Source organism: Serratia sp. PF-27, from assembly GCF_030053255.1.
GTDB lineage: Bacteria > Pseudomonadota > Gammaproteobacteria > Enterobacterales > Enterobacteriaceae > Serratia > Serratia bockelmannii.
The window spans coordinates 968166-987299 of sequence record NZ_JASGBT010000015.1 but is presented as its reverse complement, the minus strand read 5'-3'; the positions used below and the strand labels follow the sequence as shown (position 1 = coordinate 987299).

The window sequence follows — 19134 nt, the reverse complement described above, 5'->3', positions numbered from 1 at the left end:
CGGTTTCTGAGGCTTTTCGGGGCGCGCGACGGCGCGCCCCGAAAGTTGCGCGGTGTCCCGCAAAGATTAATGTATATAGCATTACTATATACATCATGGCGGTTATAATTTGTACTCCAATTTAAGGAGGTCGCCATGACGTTAGGTTCTGTCTTTACCAATAATCGGACACAGGCTGTACGCTTGCCCGCAGAGGTGCGTTTCCCTGATACCGTTTCTAAAGTGACCGTTCGCGTAGTGGGCAAAGAGCGCATTCTTGCCCCCCTGGAGAATATTTGGGACAGTTTCTTCTGTGCGGCAAATGAGGTGAGCGATGATTTCCTCAATGAACGTGCAGGACAGCACCAGGGTGAGCGGGAAGATTTTTGATGTTCAGTCATATGCTGGACACCAACATTGTTATCTATGTCATCAAGCGCCGGCCGCTGGAAGTGCTGGAGGCATTCAATCGCTATGCAGGTAAAATGGTCATTTCGTCGATCACCTATGGCGAATTGGTTCACGGGTGGAGAAAAGCGCTCGTCCAGCGGTGAACGCCAGAGTCGTTGAAGATTTTGTCTCCCGATTGGACATTCTCGATTACAGCGCCAAAGCGGCATCGCACTATGGCAATATCCGGGCTGCGCTGGAACGCCAGGGAACGCCTATTGGCGTAAACGATCTACATATCGCCGGGCATGCGCGCAGCGAAGGATTGATCCTGGTGACCAATAATCGACGCGAACTTGAGCGCGTTGAGGGTTTGCGGCTGGAAAATTGGTTGTAACGTCTCCCTGATGGTCTCATCCCCTAAATAACCCGCCTTTTTCCCCGTTGTTCCGCCAATGACATCGCCAATTTTTTGGCATGCTGACCGCCATTCTTTACCCTCCCGACACAGGAACGGCGTTTCGTGGCTGAAGACAGCGATCTGGAAAAAAGCGAGGCCCCCACGCCCCACCGGCTGGAGAAGGCGCGTGAAGACGGCCAGATCCCGCGCTCCCGCGAGCTGACCTCGGTACTGATGCTGCTCTCGGGCCTCGCGATCATCCTGATGTCCGGCAGCAACATGGCGCAACAGCTGGCGGCGATGCTCACGCAGGGGTTGAACTTCGACCATGGCATGGTCAGCAACGATAAACAGATGGTACGCCAACTCGGCATGTTGCTGCGTCAGGCGGTGCTGGCGCTGTTGCCGATCATGGCGGGGCTGGTACTGGTGGCGCTCGCCGCGCCGATGCTGCTGGGGGGCATTCTGTTCAGCGGCAAGTCGATTAAATTCGACTTGAAGCGGTTGAACCCGCTGTCCGGGTTGAAGCGCATCTTTTCCACCCAGGTGCTGGCCGAGCTGCTGAAAGGGATCCTGAAAGCGACGCTGGTCGGTTGGGTGACCGGTCTTTATCTGTGGCACAACTGGGCGGCGATGCTGCATCTGATGACTCAGCAGCCGCTCGACGCGTTGGGCAATGCGCTGCAGATGATCCTGTTCTGCGGTTTTCTGGTGGTGCTGGGATTGACGCCGATGGTGGCGTTTGACGTGTTCTACCAGCTGTGGAGCCACTTCAAAAAGCTGAAGATGACCAAGCAGGATATTCGCGACGAATTCAAAGACCAGGAGGGGGATCCGCACGTCAAGGGACGCATTCGCCAGCAGCAGCGGGCGATCGCCCGGCGCCGCATGATGGCCGACGTGCCTAAGGCGGACGTGATCGTCACCAACCCGACGCACTACGCCGTCGCGTTGCAGTACAACGACAAAAAAATGAGTGCGCCGAAAGTGCTGGCCAAAGGGGCCGGCGAAATCGCCTTGCGCATTCGTGAGCTCGGTGCGGAGCACCGCATTCCGATGCTGGAGGCGCCGCCGCTGGCGCGTGCGCTGTATCGGCACAGCGAGATTGGACAACATATTCCGGCCACCCTGTATGCCGCCGTCGCCGAAGTGCTGGCCTGGGTGTACCAGCTGCGCCGCTGGCGGCGCGAGGGCGGCCTGATCCCGAAAAAACCTGAACGTTTACCGGTGCCGGAAGCACTGGATTTTGCAAGAGAGAGTGACTCTGATGGCTAATTTGGCCTCCCTGCTTCGTTTGCCGGGCAATTTTAAAGATACGCAGTGGCAGGTGTTGGCCGGCCCGGTGCTGATCCTGTTGATCCTGTCGATGATGGTGCTGCCGCTGCCGGCGTTTATCCTCGATCTGCTGTTTACCTTCAACATCGCGCTGTCAATCATGGTGCTGCTGGTGGCGATGTTCACCCAGCGCACGCTCGAATTCGCCGCCTTCCCGACCATTCTGCTGTTCTCCACATTGCTGCGTTTGTCGCTCAACGTCGCGTCGACGCGCATCATCTTGCTGGAGGGCCACACCGGTTCCGCCGCCGCCGGGCGCGTGGTGGAAGCCTTTGGCCACTTCCTGGTGGGGGGCAACTTCGCCATCGGCATCGTGGTGTTCATCATCCTGGTGCTGATCAACTTTATGGTAATTACCAAAGGTGCAGGGCGTATCGCCGAAGTGGGCGCGCGCTTCGTGCTGGACGGCATGCCGGGTAAACAGATGGCGATCGACGCCGACCTGAACGCCGGGCTGATCGGTGAAGACGAAGCGAAGAAACGCCGCGCTGAAGTGACCCAGGAGGCCGATTTCTACGGCTCGATGGACGGTGCCAGTAAATTCGTACGTGGCGATGCCATTGCCGGCCTGATGATCATGGTGCTGAACGTCGTCGGCGGCCTGTTGGTCGGTGTCGTGCAGCATGGCATGGAGCTGGGGGCGGCGGCGGAAAGCTATACGCTGCTGACCATCGGTGACGGCCTGGTGGCGCAGATCCCAGCGCTGGTGATCTCCACCGCCGCCGGCGTCATCGTCACCCGCGTCGCGACCGATCAGGACGTCGGCGAGCAGATGGTGGGCCAGCTGTTCAACAATCCGCGCGTGATGTTGCTGAGCGCCGGGGTACTGGGGCTGTTGGGCCTGGTGCCGGGCATGCCGAACCTGGTGTTCCTGCTGTTTACCGCCGCTTTGCTGGGCCTGGCCTGGTGGCTGCGTGGCCGTGAACAACAGGCACCGAAAACGGTGGAAGAACCGGCGATGCCGGAGAATCCGCAGGCCGCCGAGGCCAGCTGGGCCGACGTTCAGTTGGAAGATCCGCTGGGGATGGAAGTGGGCTACCGGCTGATTCCGATGGTCGATTTTCAACAGAACGGCGAGCTGCTGGGGCGTATCCGCGGGATCCGCAAGAAATTCGCGCAGGACATGGGCTATCTGCCGCCGGTGGTGCACATCCGCGACAATCTGGAACTGCCGCCAGCCAGCTACCGCATCCTGATGAAAGGCGTTGAGATCGGCAGCGGTGAAGCGCAGCCGGGCCGTTGGCTGGCGATCAACCCCGGCAATGCCGTGGGCGAGCTGGCGGGAGACAAAACCGTCGATCCCGCCTTTGGGCTCGAGGCGGTATGGATCGACAGCGCCTTGCGCGAGCAGGCGCAGATCCAGGGCTTTACCGTGGTGGAAGCCAGTACCGTAGTGGCGACGCACCTTAATCACCTGATCGGCCAGTTTGCCAGCGAGCTGTTTGGCCGCCAGGAAACTCAGCAGCTGCTGGACCGTGTTTCACAAGAGATGCCGAAGCTGACCGAAGACTTCGTGCCGGGCGTGGTGTCGCTGACGACGCTGCACAAAGTGCTGCAAAACCTGTTGGCTGAACGCGTTTCTATCCGCGATATGCGCACCATCGTCGAAACGCTGGCGGAACATGCCCCGGCGCAAAGCGATCCTTATGAGCTGACGACCGTGGTGCGGGTGGCGCTGGGCCGGGCTATCACGCAGCAGTGGTTCCCGGGCAACGGCGAGATTCAGGTTATCGGCTTGGATACCCAGCTGGAGCGCCTGTTGCTGCAGGCGTTGCAGGGCGGCGGCGGTCTGGAGCCGGGGCTGGCCGACCGCCTGCTGGAACAGGCGCGTCAGGCGCTGCAACGGCAAGAGATGCTCAGCGCGCCGCCGGTGCTGTTGGTTAACCATGCGCTGCGTCCTTTACTGGCGCGCTTCCTGCGCCGCAGCCTGCCGCAGCTCGTGGTGCTGTCCAACCTGGAGATTAACGACGATCGCCAGATTCGCATGACGTCGACCATTGGAGCCGCCTGATGAAACGCTGTCTGTTCGTGTTGTGTTTGCTGGCGCCGTTAACCGCCGGTGCGGTGTCCGGCTCCTGGGTGGCCGAAGGGGCGGGCGTGACGTTGGAACAGGGCGGCATGCGCGATGAGTCCGCCGCTTTGCGGCCGCCGAACGCGCTGCCGGATGCCAATGCGCGCATCACCCGCGTCAGCTGGCGCTACCGTTTGCTGGGGCCTGAACCGGTGGGGCTGCAGGCGCAGCTTTGCACGGTGAACCGCTGCATTCCGCTGGGCGGCGGCAGCGGCAGCAGCAACGGTCTGCAGGGCGAGCCGGCCAATGCGGAATTGCGTTTCGTCTATTACGTGCAGTCGCAAGGCGGGTTGAACCCGCCGCTGCGGGTGATTGGCAATCAGGTGATCGTCAATTATCAGTAAGATCAGGCCAGAATTTGCAGGCCGTTGCGTTCCACCAGCGTCAGCAGCTTCATCGCGGCGGAGTTCGGTTGCGCTTCGCCGCGCTCCCATTTCTGTACCGCCTTTTTGCTGACGTTGAGATACAGCGCAAACACCGGCTGACTGACGTTTTCCCGTTCGCGCAGCGCGCGGATCTCGGCCGGCCCGAACTGCTTCACCGGCCGCAGGCACAGCATGTCGAAAGTGCGCATGGTCACGTCGTCGACGAAACCGGCGCGGTGCAGGCCCTGAACTTCCTGGTGGATCGATTTCAGCATCTTGCTCATAGTTGTAACCTTATTAATTCCCCGCAGTTGACCAACTGATACAGTCTGAATGGTGAATAATCCAGATACAGCGCCGCCAAATGCCGCCAGGAAATTAACTCATCCTGATTGATGTTGTCTCTTTCGTTTTTGGCAAAGCCATACATGAAAAAGATCCTGCCTTCATCTGCCGTTGCGATTAATACCCGATACCCGCGCCGTTTTCCACTCCCCATCCGGGCGATGCGTTTTTTGTAAACGCAACCACCGAGATTGGCGTCGTACAACTGATTTTGCATCTCTCGCGCCGCTTTCACTATCGTGGCGTCACTGATGCGTTCGTCGCCGGCAAATGTCTGGAAGGCTTTTGTGAGATAAATGTCGGTCATTCACTCTCCGTGTGAAAATATACCCTTAAAGGGTACAGATCAAGATGTTTAACGACCGAGCTAAGATGACGAGATAGAGAGTGATGGGGAACAGGCAAATATCCGTTCTGCGCAGCCTGACGCATAACGTTAAGGGAACTCAGGAGGTGATGAGGTGAAAATGCGAGGGGATGCGCAAAAGTCGGCTAACGCGTGCCCGGTGATAGGCTCACCGGGCGAAATGAGTCAGGTCAGACGCCGATTTTTCTGCCGAGCAGGCTGCCGGCGTGCGACTGGCCGTCCGGGCCATACAGCGATTTGTTGTTCTTACTGAGGATAGCCAGCGCCTGAGCGTTGTGGTCGATCTGCTGATTGAGCAGCAGGCCGTTGTGCTGGTTCTTCTCACGCAGCGTTTGGCTCAGCAACTGAACGCGTTGCCAGCGATCGGCCAGAGGCGCATGGCTGGCATAGGGCGCGCGTTGCCCGCAGGTTTTTTCCTGCCCCAGGCGCTGTTGCTCGAGGTAAGCGACCGTCGCCAGCAGTTGGCTTTTGGCATCGGTGACGCGCTGCAAGGCCACGCCGGGCAACTGGCCGGAACACAGCAAGTCGTGCTCTTCCTCCAGCACGCCATTGAGCGCCTGCAGTGTTTCCAACAGTTTGTCCAGCAGTTGTACCAGCTTTTCCATAGTGATGACTTATCCTTTATCGCTACCCGCCGCCGCGTTGTCAGTCGCGTCCGGCGATCCATTGAACATCGCTCTGCGCGTCTTGCAGCAGTGCGTCGGCGATTTTGCCGGCGTCCATCTTCAGTTCACCGTTGCGGATCGCCTGTTTGATGGCCTCGACCCGGCCCATATCGATATCCTGGGTGCCCGGTTGCATCAGGCGCGCCTGCGCCTCGCTCAGTTTGACCTGCGTGCCGCTGACGGCGGTTTCGGCCACGGCGGCCTTGCGCGGTTGGAGCGGGTTGTCGGCCGGGGTTTCACGCGGTTGCACAGTGGAAACCGGCTGTAACCGCTGGGTGCGATCGATACTCATGGTCCATCTCCGTTTACGCCGTGGCCGCTCGGGGGCGACGACGCTGCAATGAAAGTTTTGCGGCCCTGGTGGCCAATAAAATGCTGCTTGATTTGTCTTATCGGCAAGGTTTGCGGAACCTTTACTTTTTTATAACGTAATGCGGATCGCGCCGTCGTCCCCGACCACGCCGCTGACGATCTGCCCGGACGCCATGCGCACCCGCACGCTGTCTTCGGTGGCGGCGTTGTTCATCGCCTTACCCGCACCGCTGATGCTGAATCCTTCGCCCTGTGCATTGACCTGTACCGATTGCCCGGCCTTGATAATCCAGGCGCGGCGCAGCATGGCGAGGGTCAGCGGCTGACCGGGGCTAATGTTGCGCAGGCTGACGGCACCTAACGCTTTGCTCGCTTCGGTCAGCGCACGCGGCGGCAGGGTATCGAGCCGGCCTGCTTTCAACGTCAGGTCCGCCGCGGTCAACCGGCTGCCGGCGCTGATGCCGCGCGCCGAAACGAGATAGCGGCCAAACACCTGCACCTGCGTCTGGATAAAACGCCGCTCCTGGCCACAGCGCGCCGAAATGCTGACGTTGCCGCCGATCCGCGCGTTGGGCGGCAGCGACAGCTGCGGCAGTTCGCAAGCGGGCCATTGGTTCGGCGGCGTGCGCACCCGCACTTTTACCTGTACCGGTTCGCCGCTGAACTTGCCTTGGATGAAGCTTTCGATTTGCGTCGCCAGATCGTCGGCGCGCGCGTTCAGACTGCACAGCAGGCCGATAAGCAGCAGCATTTTACCTTTCATCGTCATCTTCTCAAGCTTCATCGGGATACGCGTAAGTGTACCCGCAGCGCGCGCAGGCTAAGCAGATAAATAGCGCCCCATTTTGCGTTTATTCCCGCGATAGGGTAGCGCGGGGGGCGTTTATGCTGTCGACTCCAAATTCTAACCTCGCGGAGGGAGCATGCTCGACAAACTGGACGCGGCTCTGCGCTTTGGCCAAGAGGCGCTGAACTTGCGCGCCCAGCGGCAGGAAATTCTGGCCGCCAACATCGCCAACGCAGACACACCGGGTTATCAGGCGCGGGATATCGATTTCGCCAGCCAATTGAACAAAGTGATGGAGCAGGGGCGCGTCAGCGGCAACGGCATGTCGCTGAACCTGACGGCGGCGCGCCACATCCCGGCGCAGACCCTGCAGCCGCCGCAGCTCGATTTGCTGTTCCGGGTGCCGGATCAGCCCTCGATGGACGGCAACACGGTGGACATGGATCGCGAACGCACCAACTTTGCCGATAACAGCCTGAAATATCAGACCGACCTGACGCTGCTCAACGGTCAGATCAAAGGGATGATGTCCGTGCTGCAACAAGGATAAGGCGCATGTCTTTACTGAATATTTTTGATATCTCCGGCTCGGCGTTATCGGCGCAATCCCAGCGCATGAACGTCAGCGCCAGCAACATGGCCAACGCCGACAGCGTGACCGGTCCGGACGGCGAGCCTTACCGCGCCAAGCAGGTGGTGTTCCAGGTCGCGGCGGCCCCCGGGCAGCCGACCGGCGGCGTACGCGTCGCTCAGGTGGTGGACGATCCGGCGCCCGAGCGTCTGGTCTATCAACCGGGCAACCCGCTGGCGGACGCCAAGGGCTACGTGCGCATGCCGAACGTCGACGTGGTGGGTGAAATGGTCAACACCATCTCCGCTTCCCGCAGCTACCAGGCCAATGTCGAGGTGCTCAACACCACCAAGTCGATGATGATGAAAACCCTGACGTTGGGTCAGTAACCGGAGGTTCCCATGGCTATCGCCGCAACCACGAACGAGTCGTTGGACAACACCGTCATCGGTAACAACAGCAAAAATACCAACAGCCAGGATCTGCACAACAGTTTCCTGACGCTGCTGGTGGCGCAGTTGAAAAACCAGGATCCGACCAATCCGATGCAGAACAACGAACTGACCTCGCAGCTAGCGCAGATCAACACCGTGCAGGGCATCGAAAAACTCAACACCACGCTGGGGTCGATCTCCGGCCAGATCAACAGCAACCAGTCGCTGCAAGCCACTGCGCTGATCGGCCACGGCGTGATGGTGCCGGGCAATAACATTCTGGTCGGCAGCAAGGACGGCAAGGTCAGCACGACGCCGTTCGGCGTGGAACTGGAGCGCGCTGCCGATCAGGTGACCGCTACCATCACCAACGCCAGTGGGCAGGTGGTGCGCACCATCGAAATCGGCGGCCTGACCGCCGGTGTGCATGCCTTCACCTGGGACGGTTCGCTGGATGACGGCTCTACCGCACCCGACGGCGCCTACAAAGTGGCGATTAACGCCAAAGGCAATGGCGAGCAACTGGTGGCGCGCAGCCTGCACTTCGGCCTGGTGAACGGCGTGATCCGCGACGGCAACGGCGCCAAGCTGGATCTCGGTCTGGCGGGCAACGCCACCCTGGAAGACGTGCGACAGATCTTATAACCCTAAGCATCAGGCTCAATCGGACGATAGCCTGACCACTATTCGGAGAATAACATGGCCTTTTCTCAGGCAGTCAGCGGCTTAAACGCGGCAGCAACCAACCTGGACGTGATCGGTAACAACATCGCCAACTCCGCGACTGCGGGCTTCAAATCCGGCAGCGTCTCCTTTGCCGACATGTTCGCTGGCTCGCAAGTCGGTCTGGGCGTCAAAGTGTCCGGCATCACCCAGAACTTCAAGGGTGGCACCACCACCGGTACCAGCCGTGCGCTGGATGTGGCCATCAACGGCAACGGTTTTTTCCGCATGCAGGATAAAGACGGCGGCATCTTCTATACCCGCAACGGTCAGTTCAAGCTGGATGAGAACCGCAACCTGACCAACATGCAGGGGCTGCAGCTGACCGGCTACCCGGCGGCCGGCTCTCCGCCGACCATCCAACAGGGTGCCAACCCGGTGCCGTTGAGCATTCCTGAAGGTATGATGAACGCCAAGGCATCCACCTCCGGCGAGATGGTGGCCAACCTGAAGTCCACCCATAAAGTGCCGGAGAACAAGACCTTCGATCCGACCAAACAGGACAGCTACAACTACGTCAACACCATCACCGCTTACGACTCGCTGGGTAACGCGCACAACATCAACGCCTACTTCGTGAAGACGGAAGACAATAAATGGCAGGTCTACACCCAGGACGGCAGCGCCGCGCCAGTGAACGCCGGCACCATGGAGTTCAGCACCAGCGGCAACCTGGTGAAAACCACCAGCACCAACGGCGCGCCGGGCGAGTTCAGCATGGTGATCCCGATGACCGCCAAAGACGGCGCACCGGCGCAAAACTTTACCCTGAGCTTCGCCGGCAGCATGCAGCAGAACGTGGGCAGCGACTCGGTGAGCAAGGTATCGCAAGACGGCTATGCCGCCGGTGAATACACCAACTTCCAGATCAACAACGACGGCACAGTGGTGGGCATCTACTCCAACCAGCAGACTCAGGTGCTGGGCCAGATCGTCATGGCCAACTTCTCCAACCCGGAAGGGCTGGCGTCGCAGGGCGATAACGTGTGGCAGGAAACCGGTGCGTCCGGTCAGCCGCGCGTTGGTCTGTCGGGCGGCGGCGGCTTCGGTAAGCTGACCAGCGGCGCGCTGGAGTCTTCCAACGTCGATCTGAGCCAGGAGCTGGTGAACATGATCGTCGCACAGCGTAACTACCAGTCCAACGCCCAGACCATCAAGACGCAGGACTCCATCCTGCAGACGTTGGTTAGCCTGCGCTAATAAGGCCGAGTTATGGATCACGCGATTTATACCGCGATGGGCGCGGCGCGCCAAACGCTGGAACAGCAGTCCATTACCGCCAACAACCTGGCCAATGCGTCGACGCCGGGCTTTCGCGCCCAGCTCGCCGCATTGCGCGCGGTGCCGGTCGACGGGCCGAGCCTGGCGACGCGCACCTTGGTGACCGCGTCGACGCCGGGCGCCGATATGAGCCAGGGGGCGCTGAACTACACGGCGCGTCCGCTGGACGTGGCGCTGCAGCAGGACGGTTTCCTGGCGGTGAGCCTGCCGGGTGGGGGGGAAGCCTATACCCGCAACGGCAACATTCAGATCTCCTCCACCGGGCAGTTGACGGTGCAGGGATTGCCGGTGATGGGTGACGGCGGCCCGATCGAGGTGCCGCCGTCGGCGGAGATCACCATCGCGGCCGACGGTACCATTTCGGCGCTGAACGCCGGCGATCCGCCGAACACCATCGCGCAGATCGGCCGTCTGAAGCTGGTGAAAGCCGATGCGCGCGAAGTGATGCGCGGTGACGACGGGCTGTTCCGCCTGACGCCGGAAACTCAACAGCAGCGCGGCAATCAGTTGCAAAACGATCCGCAGGTGCGGGTGATGCCGGGCGTGCTGGAGGGCAGCAACGTCAAGCCGATGGAGACCATGGTCGACATGATCGCCAACGCCCGCCGTTTTGAAATGCAAATGAAAGTCATCCACAGCGTGGATGAAAACGAACAGCGTGCCAACTCACTGCTCTCAATGAGTTAAGCAGCAAGGAAATAACCGATGATTCCATCCTTATGGATTGCCAAAACCGGTCTGGACGCGCAGCAGACCAACATGGACGTGATCGCCAACAACCTGGCGAACGTCAGCACCAACGGCTTCAAACGCCAGCGTGCGGTATTTGAAGATCTGCTGTACCAGACCATGCGTCAGCCGGGGGCACAGTCCTCCGAGCAGACCACGCTGCCTTCCGGTCTGCAGATCGGCACCGGCGTGCGTCCGGTGGCGACCGAGCGTCTGCACAGCCAGGGCAACCTGTCGCAGACCAACAACAGTAAAGACGTCGCCATCAAGGGGCAGGGTTTCTTCCAGGTGATGCTGCCGGACGGCACCCAGGCCTACACGCGTGACGGCTCGTTCCAGATCGATCAGAACGGCCAGCTGGTCACATCCAGCGGTTTCCAGGTGCAGCCGGCGATCACCATTCCGGCGAACGCGCTGTCCATCACCGTCGGCCGCGACGGCATCGTCAGCGTCACCCAGCAGGGGCAAACCGCCGCCCAGCAGGTGGGTCAACTGACGCTGACGACCTTTGTCAACGACAGCGGTCTGGAGAGCGTGGGCGAGAACCTGTATCAGGAAACCGAAAGCTCGGGCGCGCCGAACGAGAGCACGCCGGGGCTGAACGGCGCCGGTCTGCTGTATCAGGGCTACGTGGAGACCTCCAACGTTAACGTGGCGGAAGAGCTGGTCAACATGATCCAGACTCAGCGCGCTTACGAGATCAACAGCAAAGCGGTTTCGACTTCCGATCAGATGCTGCAAAAGCTGACGCAACTGTAATCTGTCATTGACGGGCCCGGCTTGCCGCGCCCGTCATTCTCTTTCGTGAAACAAAGGCGATACCCGTGGTAACCACATATTCGATGGCAATCCTGCCGCGGCAGGGACAACGCTGGCTGGCGGGAATGGTGATGCTGACGCTGAGCGGCTGCGCTTATATTCCGCATAAACCGCTGGTGGACGGTGCGACCACGGCGCAGCCCGCGCCGGCCAGCGCGCCGATGCTGAACGGCTCGATCTTCCAGACGGTGCAGCCGATGAACTACGGCTATCAGCCGCTGTTCGAAGACCGCCGTCCGCGCAACGTCGGTGACACCCTGACCATCGTGCTGCAGGAAAACGTCAGCGCCAGCAAGAGCTCTTCCGCCAACGCCAGCCGCAACGGCGCCAGCAAGTTCGGCGTCGCCACCTCGCCGCGTTACCTCGACGGTCTGTTGGGCAATGCGCGCGCCGATATGGACATTTCCGGCGACAGCACCTTCGGTGGCAAGGGCGGCGCCAACGCCAACAACACCTTCAACGGCACCATTACGGTGACGGTCAACCAGGTGCTGGCCAACGGCAACCTGCATGTGGTGGGGGAAAAGCAGATCGCCATCAACCAGGGCACCGAATTCATTCGCTTCTCCGGCGTCGTTAACCCGCGCACCATCAGCGGCAACAACTCGGTCACCTCGACGCAGGTGGCGGACGCGCGTATCGAATACGTCGGCAATGGCTATATCAACGAAGCGCAGACCATGGGCTGGCTGCAGCGCTTCTTCTTAAATGTTTCACCGTTCTAAGGATTGACTGATGCTGAAAAAATGGTTTATCGCGCTGTGCGTCGGGCTGGTGTGCTTGCCGGCGGCGGCGGAGCGCATCCGCGATCTGGTGACGGTGCAGGGCGTGCGAGACAACGCCCTGATCGGCTACGGCCTGGTGGTGGGGCTGGACGGTTCCGGCGACCAGACCATGCAGACGCCGTTCACCACCCAAAGCCTGAGCAACATGCTGTCGCAGCTGGGCATCACCGTGCCGCCGGGCACTAACATGCAGCTGAAAAACGTGGCGGCGGTGATGGTGACCGCCAAACTGCCGCCGTTCTCGCGCGCCGGGCAGAACATCGACGTGGTGGTTTCATCGATGGGCAACGCCAAGAGCCTGCGCGGCGGCACCTTGCTGATGACGCCGCTCAAAGGCGTGGATAACCAGGTCTATGCGCTGGCGCAGGGCAACGTGCTGGTCGGCGGCGCGGGCGCGGCGGCCGGCGGCAGCAGCGTGCAGGTCAACCAGCTGGCGGGCGGGCGCATCAGCAACGGCGCCACCATTGAGCGCGAGCTGCCGACCACCTTCGGCAGCGGCGGCGTACTCAACCTGCAGCTGAACGACGAAGACTTCACGCTGGCGCAGCAGATCAGCGACGCCATCAACCGCCAACGCGGCGGCGGCACCGCGACGCCGCTCGACGCCCGCACGATCCAGGTGCTGGTGCCGCAGGGCAACAGCTCTCAGGTGCGCTTCCTGGCGGAGATTCAAAACATCACCGTTAACGTCGGGGCGATGGACGCCAAAGTGATCATCAACTCGCGCACCGGGTCGGTGGTGATGAACCGCGATGTGATCCTCGATTCTTGCGCCGTCGCTCAGGGCAACCTGTCGGTGGTGGTCGATCGGCAGAACACCGTCAGCCAACCGACGACGCCGTTTGGCGGCGGCCAGACGGTGGTGACGCCAAACACCCAGATCTCGGTGCAACAGCAGGGCGGGTCGCTGCAGAAGGTGAACGCCAGCGCCAACCTGAACAACGTCATTCGCGCGCTGAATGCACTGGGCGCTACGCCGATCGATCTGATGTCGATCCTGCAGGCGATGCAGAGCGCCGGCTGCCTGCGCGCCAAGCTGGAAATCATCTGATGGCCGGCGATCTGATGGCAATGTCGGGCGCGGCCTATGACGCCCAGGCGCTGAACGGCCTGAAGCGCGACGCGGCGGCCGACCCGCAGGGCAACCTCAAGCAGGTGGCGCAGCAGGTGGAAGGCATGTTCGTGCAGATGATGCTGAAAAGCATGCGTTCCGCCTTGCCGCAGGACGGGGTGTTGAGCAGCGATCAAACGCGGCTCTATACCTCGATGTACGACCAGCAAATCGCCCAGCAGATGTCGCAAAAAGGGCTGGGGCTGGCCGACATGATGGTCAAGCAGATGAGCAACGCCAACACGGTGCCGAGTGAAACGGCGGGCCTGTCGCCGATGGCGCTGGACAACGAGGTGCTGCAAACGCTGCCGAACCAGGCGCTGGAGCAGGTGGTGCGCCGCGCGATGCCGAAAGCCCCGCCGGCCGCCGCGCCGCTGTCGCTCAACAACGGCAACTTCGTCGCCCGCCTGTCGATACCGGCGAAGGTCGCCAGCCAGCAGAGCGGCATTCCGCATCAGCTGATCGTCGCGCAGGCGGCGCTGGAGTCCGGCTGGGGGCAGCGCGAGATCCCGACCTCAGACGGCGCGCCGAGCTACAACCTGTTCGGCATCAAGGCCGGCGGCAGCTGGAACGGACCGGTGACGGAGATCACCACCACCGAGTTCGAACAGGGCGCGGCGAAGAAGGTGAAGGCGAAGTTCCGCGTCTACGGTTCGTATGTCGAAGCGATTGCCGACTACGTCAAACTGCTGACCAACAACCCGCGCTATGCCGACGTGGCCGCCGCGCGCAGCCCGGAGCAGGCGGCGCATGCGCTGCAGCGCGCCGGGTACGCCACCGATCCCCAGTACGCCAGCAAACTGGTCAGCGTGATTCAGCAGATGAAGAACGCGGGGGAACAGGCGGTGAAAGCCTATACCCACGATCTGAAAGATTTGTTCTAAATCCCCGTCATTCTTGACGCCGCAGCGGCGTTGACTGCACAAGCTCGCCCCGGTCACTTGGCTTAACCAAGCGCCCAGGGACGCCCTTGCTTGTCGCCTTGCTGCGACGCCAATTATTTAGGGGATAGGCGGTAACGAAGGCTAGCTGGATGCTGACCGCGTTGCCGCTTTTTTTCCTCAAGTTCTTCTCATTTTGGCCGATAACCGAAACAGGCTGAGCGAACAGGCTCAGCAGCTCAATTAAGAACCCTGTGGGCCACCGGCGCCGCAGCATAAGGAATTCCGATGTCCAATAGCTTAATCAATACCGCGATGAGCGGGCTGAATGCGGCTCAGGTGGCGCTCAGTACCGTCAGCAACAACATCTCCAACTACAACGTGGCGGGCTACAACCGCCAGACCGCGATCCTGGCGCAGAACGGCGGCATGGCCACCATGAGCGGCTTTATCGGCAACGGCGTGACCGTCACCAGCGTTAACCGCGAGTACAACCAGTTCATCACCAACCAGCTGCGCGGCGCACAAAGCGCGTTCGGGGCGCAGAACGCCTATTACGAGAAGATTTCGCAGATCGACAATCTGTTGGCGAGCAAGACCAACCCGCTGTCGACCAACATGCAGGATTTCTTTACCAACCTGCAGAACCTGGTGAGCAACGCCGGTGACGACGCCGCGCGCCAGACGGTGCTGGGCAAGGCCAACGGTCTGGTGAACCAGTTCAACAACACCGATAAATTCCTGCGCGACATGGACAACGGCGTTAATCAGCAGATCAGCGATACGGCGCAGCAGATCAACAGCTACGGCCAGCAGATCGCCAAGCTGAACGATGAGATCACCCGTTTGCGCGGCAGCGCCGGCGGCGAGCCAAATGCGTTGCTGGATCAGCGCGATCAGCTGGTCACCGAATTGAACCAGCTGGTGGGCGTACAGGTCACGCAACAGGACGGCGACGCCTATACCGTCTCCTTCGCCAACGGCTTGACGCTGGTGCAGGGCAGCAATACGTATCAGGTGGAAGCCGTGCCTTCCAGCAGCGATCCTTCCCGTCTGACTATCGGCTATAACCGCGGCAACGGCGCCAGCGAAGTGCCGGAAGGCCAGATCACCAGCGGCACGCTGAGCGGCGTGCTGAAATTCCGCAGCGAAACGCTGGACGGCGTGCGCAATCAGCTGGGCCAGTTGGCGCTGGCGATGGCGGACAGCTTTAACCAACAGCATCGCGCCGGCTTCGATCTGAACGGTGACGCAGGCGGCGACTTCTTCAGCTTCAGCGGTGGCCGGGTGGTGGATAACACCCGCAACACCGGCGACGCGTCGCTGTCGGTCTCTTACACCGATACCGGCAAGGTGAAAGCCAACGATTATCGCGTCGAGTTCGACGGCAGCAACTGGCAGGTCAGCCGCCTGCCGGACAATGTGAAAGTCAACGCCACGCCGGGCACCAGCGCCGACGGCAAACCGACGCTGAACTTCGACGGGTTGGAAGTGAGCATCGACGGCAATGCGCAGGCCAAAGACAGCTTCACCGTGAAGCCGGTCAGCGACGTGGCGGGCAACCTGAAAGTGGCCATCACCGATTCGTCCAAGATCGCCGCCGCCGGTAAAGACGACAGCGGCCGCGGCGATAACGAGAACGCCAAGAAGCTGCTGGATCTGCAAACCAAAAACCTGGTGGACGGCAAAGCGACCCTGAGCGGCGCTTACGCCGGCATCGTCAGCGGCGTCGGCAACCAGACCGCCGCCGCCAAGGCCATCGCTACCTCGCAGGCCAAAATCGTCACGCAGCTGGGCGCGCAACAGCAGTCGATGTCCGGCGTCAACCTTGACGAAGAGTACGGTGAACTGCTGCGTTTTCAGCAGTACTACATGGCCAACGCGCAGGTGATTCAGACCGCCAGCTCGCTGTTCGACGCGCTGCTGAATATTCGTTGATTTCATTGTTAATCGGCGCCGATAACGGCGCCGGTCGCTCAGAGTAAGGAACCCACAGCATGCGCATGAGCACCAGCATGATGTACCAACAGAACATGAACGGCATCACGGGCAACCAGTCGCTGTTCATGAAGGCGGCCGAGCAGCTTTCCTCGGGCAAGCGGGTGATCAACCCGTCCGACGATCCGCTGGCGGCGTCGCGCGCGGTGATGTTGTCGCAGTCGCAGGCGGAAAACAGCCAGTACACCCTGGCGCGCACCTTCGCTCGTCAGAACGTGTCGATGGAAGAAACGGTATTGGCCGGCGCGACGTCCACCATCGCGGATATGAAGGCGCTGATCGTCAACGCCGGCGGCACCGAAAGCGATAACGATCGCCAGTCGCTGGCCACCCAACTGCAGGGGCTGAAAGATCAGCTGCTGAACCAGGCCAACAGCACCGACGGCAACGGCCGCTATATGTTCGGCGGATATGTGAACGACAAGGCGCCGTTCGTCGATAACGGCGGCACCGTCAGTTATCAGGGCGGGGACAAGACGGTTCAGCAGAAAGTGGACGCCAACCGCACCATGACCATCGGCCATACCGGCAACGCGGTGTTCATGTCGTTGACCAGCAATCCGAAGCCCGAGCCGGACGGCAGCGCGCCGGTCAGCAACGTATTCGAGAGCATCGATATTGCGCTGAACGCGTTGAAAACCCCGCTGCAGGGCGCCGACGAGGCCACCAAGCAGCAGGTGAACGATGCCTTGGCGAAAGCCAACCGCGGTCTGGACAACTCCTACAACAACGTGTTGAGCGTGCGCGCCGAGCTGGGCAGTCAGCTGCAGGAAATGGATCAGCTGGACAGCATCGGTAAAGAGCGCGACATGACCAACCAGATCCAGATGAGCGCGTTGACGGATGCCGATCTGGCCGAGTCTATCTCGTCTTATTTCATGCAGCAGGCAGCGCTGCAGGCGTCGTATAAAACCTTCAGCGATATGCAGGGCATGTCGCTGTTCCAGATGAATCGTTAAGAGCAATACCCCGTTGCCTGACCGCGACGGGTTTCCCTTTAGTGCGCTTAGAAAATGCCTTCTCCGCCTCGCGGGGAGGGAGGCTTCTTGAAACCGGGTGCACTCGTTTGGCGCGTCGCTCGTTCTCCCACTACTGACTGAGTGACGCGCCTTTTTTTCATCAGGAAAGAAATAATACGATTGTCACCCCTGTTTAATGCGCAATGGCATTATTGAAATCAGTGGCGGAATAATCGCGATGGATATTATTTTCCTGACGATAAATAGCGCTGCTATTTCTTTTTCTTCTCCACTTTCCATTTTCCGCCGTCGGCCGTCTCGGTAAACGAAACTCTAAACTTGTTGCTTTTCCAGTGGGTCAGACCGAATAACCGGCGTGCTTTGCGGTTGCTTTTCGCTTTAATCATTTTCTCGCTCCTGTGGTTAGCAAAGGTCGATGCTGCGCCCTGCAGCCGGTAGGCGCCGGACGCATTTATTCAGGGTGTAAGTTATCTGTCGCGCATTTTACCCTGCGTGACTGCGTTATTTTTTATTTCCAATTGGGAGTCAGCGTTTTTATCGCCGCTGATGGCTAGCGTGGTACAAGCGATATTTCTGTTGCCGGGTCTATTCTAGGTCGGGGTTTTATTTATTCAAGCCGCCGGAGACATTTGAACCTTAATCCGGATAAAAGGCGTTTCTCAGGCTTTTGTCCCAAGAAAGCGTTTTTATTGCCATTTTGTCTCAGGCAGATAAGGGGGAAAGGGAGGGGCGTTGCAGGGGCTTAGAAGGTCATGCCGCCGATTACCGCCGCCAGTCGATCGAAGATTTCACCGAACAGATGTTCACAGAACGGCGCCAGCATCGGCATCATCATACCCAGCGTCATGATGCCGAAGGTCATGGTGACCGGGAAACCGATCACGAAGACCGACAGCTGCGGGGTCATGCGATTGAGCAGGCCGAGCGCCATGTTCAGCGTCAACAGCAGGCAGATCAGCGGCAGCGCCAGCATCATGCCGTTGATGAAAATCAGCGAGCCAACCTGGGTCAACACCAGGAAGCCGTTGCCGTTCAGCGGCTGCGTTTGGATAGGCAGGGTATGGAAGCTGTCCGCCAGCAGTGAAATCAGCCACAGATGGCCGTCGAAGCTGAGGAACAGCAGCATCGCCAGCAGGTTGAGCAGGCGCGCCAGCACCGGCATGTTCGGGCCGCCGCTGGGATCGAAGAAGGTGGCGAACGACAGGCCCATCTGCATGCCGATCACTTCGCCCGCCAGGCGCACCGCCGCGAAGGCGAACTGCATGGTCAATCCCAGCGCCACACCGATCAGAATCTGTTGAACCGCCAGCCACAGGCCGGCGGCGGAGAAGATCGGGATATTGCTGGCGGGCAGCGTCGGCGCGATCAGGATGACGATCAGCCCGCCAAGGCCGATTTTGACCTTTTTGCTGATTTGCTTTTCGCTGAATATCGGCGCGGTGCTGATCAGCGCCAGAATGCGCAGCAGCGGCCAAAAATAGTGGCTGAGCCAGACGGTGAGCTGGGCGCTGTCGAAGGTGAGCACGGTCAGCCGATCAGGGTGGGCAGGTTGCTGAACAGAGTGCGCATGTAGTCCAGCAACAGATTCAACATCCAGGGACCGGCGATGATGATGGTGGCCACCACCGCCAGAATTTTAGGGATGAACGACAGCGTCATTTCGTTGATCTGGGTGGCGGCCTGCAGCAGGCTGACGACCAGGCCGCTGATCAGCGCCGCCAGCAGCAGCGGGGCGGCCAGCGCCAGCGCGACTTTCATCGCTTCGGTGCCGAGCGCCATAACCGATTCAGGTGTCATCTCGCGTTC

At 60.4% G+C, this 19134-nt stretch carries 23 protein-coding genes and 1 pseudogene; 16 read left to right on the top strand and 8 right to left on the bottom strand.

From position 1 onward, the window contains the following. The first annotated feature begins 135 nt into the window (after window positions 1-135). From vapB to QMZ29_RS09565, 5 genes and pseudogenes are all read left to right on the top strand, one after another. Window positions 136-369 carry a type II toxin-antitoxin system VapB family antitoxin gene (gene vapB, locus QMZ29_RS09585; protein ID WP_261427392.1) on the top strand — a complete coding sequence of 78 codons (234 nt, stop codon included), beginning with the start codon at window positions 136-138 and terminating at the stop codon, window positions 367-369. Next, window positions 369-766: pseudogene (gene vapC / locus QMZ29_RS09580) on the top strand (type II toxin-antitoxin system tRNA(fMet)-specific endonuclease VapC). Before vapB ends, vapC begins: the two are co-directional and overlap by 1 nt. Before the next feature lie 126 nt (window positions 767-892). Then, window positions 893-2044 (top strand): flagellar biosynthesis protein FlhB, encoded by a 1152-nt coding sequence (gene flhB / locus QMZ29_RS09575; protein ID WP_043138644.1) that lies wholly within the window; start codon window positions 893-895, stop codon window positions 2042-2044. Next, the gene (gene flhA / locus QMZ29_RS09570; RefSeq protein ID WP_025303268.1) at window positions 2037-4115 is read left to right on the top strand and encodes a flagellar biosynthesis protein FlhA; all 2079 of its coding nucleotides are present in this window, start codon (window positions 2037-2039) and stop codon (window positions 4113-4115) included. The genes flhB and flhA overlap by 8 nt, the downstream gene beginning before the upstream one ends. Continuing rightward, entirely contained in the window at window positions 4115-4519 is a 405-nt protein-coding gene (locus QMZ29_RS09565) for a flagellar protein FlhE (protein WP_141998323.1), read from the top strand. The genes flhA and QMZ29_RS09565 overlap by 1 nt, the downstream gene beginning before the upstream one ends. A gap of 2 nt (window positions 4520-4521) precedes the next feature. Here QMZ29_RS09565 and QMZ29_RS09560 read toward each other — a convergent pair whose 3' ends face one another. From QMZ29_RS09560 to flgA, 5 genes are all read right to left on the bottom strand, one after another. Next, window positions 4522-4824, bottom strand: coding sequence for a helix-turn-helix domain-containing protein (locus QMZ29_RS09560; RefSeq protein WP_033632742.1), 303 nt, complete (start codon window positions 4822-4824; stop codon window positions 4522-4524). Then, window positions 4821-5192, bottom strand: a complete 372-nt coding sequence (locus QMZ29_RS09555; protein WP_033647787.1) for a type II toxin-antitoxin system RelE/ParE family toxin — start codon at window positions 5190-5192, stop codon at window positions 4821-4823. The genes QMZ29_RS09560 and QMZ29_RS09555 overlap by 4 nt, the downstream gene beginning before the upstream one ends. A gap of 230 nt (window positions 5193-5422) precedes the next feature. Next, complete coding sequence (locus tag QMZ29_RS09550) at window positions 5423-5857, bottom strand: flagella synthesis protein FlgN (RefSeq protein ID WP_025303265.1); 435 nt, start codon at window positions 5855-5857, stop codon at window positions 5423-5425. A 40-nt stretch (window positions 5858-5897) separates the two neighbouring features. After that, on the bottom strand, window positions 5898-6209 hold the full coding sequence (flgM, locus tag QMZ29_RS09545; protein WP_004934832.1) for a flagellar biosynthesis anti-sigma factor FlgM: 312 nt from the start codon (window positions 6207-6209) through the stop codon (window positions 5898-5900). A gap of 129 nt (window positions 6210-6338) precedes the next feature. After that, complete coding sequence (gene flgA / locus QMZ29_RS09540; RefSeq protein ID WP_261427387.1) at window positions 6339-6992, bottom strand: flagellar basal body P-ring formation chaperone FlgA; 654 nt, start codon at window positions 6990-6992, stop codon at window positions 6339-6341. A 160-nt stretch (window positions 6993-7152) separates the two neighbouring features. Here flgA and flgB point away from each other — a divergent pair, with 160 nt between their 5' ends. The 11 genes from flgB (at window position 7153) to flgL (ending at window position 17307) form a co-directional block, all read left to right on the top strand. Next, entirely contained in the window at window positions 7153-7566 is a 414-nt protein-coding gene (gene flgB / locus QMZ29_RS09535; protein ID WP_025303263.1) for a flagellar basal body rod protein FlgB, read from the top strand. Window positions 7567-7571: 5 nt separating this feature from the next. After that, on the top strand, window positions 7572-7976 hold the full coding sequence (flgC, locus tag QMZ29_RS09530; RefSeq protein WP_004934826.1) for a flagellar basal body rod protein FlgC: 405 nt from the start codon (window positions 7572-7574) through the stop codon (window positions 7974-7976). A gap of 12 nt (window positions 7977-7988) precedes the next feature. Then, window positions 7989-8666 carry a flagellar hook assembly protein FlgD gene (flgD, locus tag QMZ29_RS09525; RefSeq protein WP_016927297.1) on the top strand — a complete coding sequence of 226 codons (678 nt, stop codon included), beginning with the start codon at window positions 7989-7991 and terminating at the stop codon, window positions 8664-8666. A gap of 54 nt (window positions 8667-8720) precedes the next feature. Then, a complete protein-coding gene (gene flgE / locus QMZ29_RS09520; protein ID WP_099817138.1) occupies window positions 8721-9944 on the top strand; it encodes a flagellar hook protein FlgE in 1224 nt (407 codons plus the stop codon). Window positions 9945-9956: 12 nt separating this feature from the next. Continuing rightward, window positions 9957-10712 (top strand): flagellar basal body rod protein FlgF, encoded by a 756-nt coding sequence (locus QMZ29_RS09515; RefSeq protein ID WP_025303261.1) that lies wholly within the window; start codon window positions 9957-9959, stop codon window positions 10710-10712. An 18-nt stretch (window positions 10713-10730) separates the two neighbouring features. After that, entirely contained in the window at window positions 10731-11513 is a 783-nt protein-coding gene (gene flgG, locus QMZ29_RS09510; RefSeq protein ID WP_004934819.1) for a flagellar basal-body rod protein FlgG, read from the top strand. Between the two features lie 83 nt (window positions 11514-11596). After that, window positions 11597-12298: a flagellar basal body L-ring protein FlgH gene (gene flgH / locus QMZ29_RS09505; RefSeq protein ID WP_261427428.1), complete on the top strand. Its 702-nt coding sequence runs from the start codon at window positions 11597-11599 to the stop codon at window positions 12296-12298. A 10-nt stretch (window positions 12299-12308) separates the two neighbouring features. Further along, window positions 12309-13409: a flagellar basal body P-ring protein FlgI gene (locus tag QMZ29_RS09500; RefSeq protein WP_004934816.1), complete on the top strand. Its 1101-nt coding sequence runs from the start codon at window positions 12309-12311 to the stop codon at window positions 13407-13409. After that, window positions 13409-14353 (top strand): flagellar assembly peptidoglycan hydrolase FlgJ, encoded by a 945-nt coding sequence (gene flgJ, locus QMZ29_RS09495; protein ID WP_261427383.1) that lies wholly within the window; start codon window positions 13409-13411, stop codon window positions 14351-14353. Before QMZ29_RS09500 ends, flgJ begins: the two co-directional genes overlap by 1 nt. Window positions 14354-14638: 285 nt before the next feature. After that, window positions 14639-16288 carry a flagellar hook-associated protein FlgK gene (flgK, locus tag QMZ29_RS09490; RefSeq protein ID WP_033643519.1) on the top strand — a complete coding sequence of 550 codons (1650 nt, stop codon included), beginning with the start codon at window positions 14639-14641 and terminating at the stop codon, window positions 16286-16288. A 59-nt stretch (window positions 16289-16347) separates the two neighbouring features. Beyond that, complete coding sequence (gene flgL / locus QMZ29_RS09485) at window positions 16348-17307, top strand: flagellar hook-associated protein FlgL (RefSeq protein ID WP_016927302.1); 960 nt, start codon at window positions 16348-16350, stop codon at window positions 17305-17307. 272 nt (window positions 17308-17579) lie between these two features. On the opposite strand, the gene sra is transcribed toward flgL, so the two are convergent. The 3 genes from sra to fliQ all read right to left on the bottom strand — a co-directional run bounded on the left by sra (window position 17580) and on the right by fliQ (window position 19125). Next, complete coding sequence (gene sra / locus QMZ29_RS09480; protein WP_087763075.1) at window positions 17580-17714, bottom strand: stationary-phase-induced ribosome-associated protein; 135 nt, start codon at window positions 17712-17714, stop codon at window positions 17580-17582. A 356-nt stretch (window positions 17715-18070) separates the two neighbouring features. Further along, window positions 18071-18853 carry a flagellar biosynthetic protein FliR gene (gene fliR, locus QMZ29_RS09475; RefSeq protein ID WP_043138626.1) on the bottom strand — a complete coding sequence of 261 codons (783 nt, stop codon included), beginning with the start codon at window positions 18851-18853 and terminating at the stop codon, window positions 18071-18073. A gap of 2 nt (window positions 18854-18855) precedes the next feature. Next, the gene (gene fliQ / locus QMZ29_RS09470) at window positions 18856-19125 is read right to left on the bottom strand and encodes a flagellar biosynthesis protein FliQ (protein ID WP_004934803.1); all 270 of its coding nucleotides are present in this window, start codon (window positions 19123-19125) and stop codon (window positions 18856-18858) included. Between the last annotated feature and the right edge of the window lie 9 nt (window positions 19126-19134).

Coding starts and splice junctions, on each gene's coding strand:
- flgA (WP_261427387.1), bottom strand. CDS start 6,992: ATGAAAGGTAAAATGCTGCTGCTTATCGGCCTGCTGTGCAGTCTGAAC.
- flgL (WP_016927302.1), top strand. CDS start 16,348: ATGCGCATGAGCACCAGCATGATGTACCAACAGAACATGAACGGCATC.
- flgJ (WP_261427383.1), top strand. CDS start 13,409: ATGGCCGGCGATCTGATGGCAATGTCGGGCGCGGCCTATGACGCCCAG.
- QMZ29_RS09555 (WP_033647787.1), bottom strand. CDS start 5,192: ATGACCGACATTTATCTCACAAAAGCCTTCCAGACATTTGCCGGCGAC.
- flgE (WP_099817138.1), top strand. CDS start 8,721: ATGGCCTTTTCTCAGGCAGTCAGCGGCTTAAACGCGGCAGCAACCAAC.
- flgC (WP_004934826.1), top strand. CDS start 7,572: ATGTCTTTACTGAATATTTTTGATATCTCCGGCTCGGCGTTATCGGCG.
- flgH (WP_261427428.1), top strand. CDS start 11,597: ATGGCAATCCTGCCGCGGCAGGGACAACGCTGGCTGGCGGGAATGGTG.
- flgK (WP_033643519.1), top strand. CDS start 14,639: ATGTCCAATAGCTTAATCAATACCGCGATGAGCGGGCTGAATGCGGCT.
- flhA (WP_025303268.1), top strand. CDS start 2,037: ATGGCTAATTTGGCCTCCCTGCTTCGTTTGCCGGGCAATTTTAAAGAT.
- QMZ29_RS09515 (WP_025303261.1), top strand. CDS start 9,957: ATGGATCACGCGATTTATACCGCGATGGGCGCGGCGCGCCAAACGCTG.
- sra (WP_087763075.1), bottom strand. CDS start 17,714: ATGATTAAAGCGAAAAGCAACCGCAAAGCACGCCGGTTATTCGGTCTG.
- flgG (WP_004934819.1), top strand. CDS start 10,731: ATGATTCCATCCTTATGGATTGCCAAAACCGGTCTGGACGCGCAGCAG.
- fliQ (WP_004934803.1), bottom strand. CDS start 19,125: ATGACACCTGAATCGGTTATGGCGCTCGGCACCGAAGCGATGAAAGTC.
- QMZ29_RS09500 (WP_004934816.1), top strand. CDS start 12,309: ATGCTGAAAAAATGGTTTATCGCGCTGTGCGTCGGGCTGGTGTGCTTG.
- flgB (WP_025303263.1), top strand. CDS start 7,153: ATGCTCGACAAACTGGACGCGGCTCTGCGCTTTGGCCAAGAGGCGCTG.
- QMZ29_RS09565 (WP_141998323.1), top strand. CDS start 4,115: ATGAAACGCTGTCTGTTCGTGTTGTGTTTGCTGGCGCCGTTAACCGCC.
- QMZ29_RS09560 (WP_033632742.1), bottom strand. CDS start 4,824: ATGAGCAAGATGCTGAAATCGATCCACCAGGAAGTTCAGGGCCTGCAC.
- vapB (WP_261427392.1), top strand. CDS start 136: ATGACGTTAGGTTCTGTCTTTACCAATAATCGGACACAGGCTGTACGC.
- flgM (WP_004934832.1), bottom strand. CDS start 6,209: ATGAGTATCGATCGCACCCAGCGGTTACAGCCGGTTTCCACTGTGCAA.
- QMZ29_RS09550 (WP_025303265.1), bottom strand. CDS start 5,857: ATGGAAAAGCTGGTACAACTGCTGGACAAACTGTTGGAAACACTGCAG.
- flgD (WP_016927297.1), top strand. CDS start 7,989: ATGGCTATCGCCGCAACCACGAACGAGTCGTTGGACAACACCGTCATC.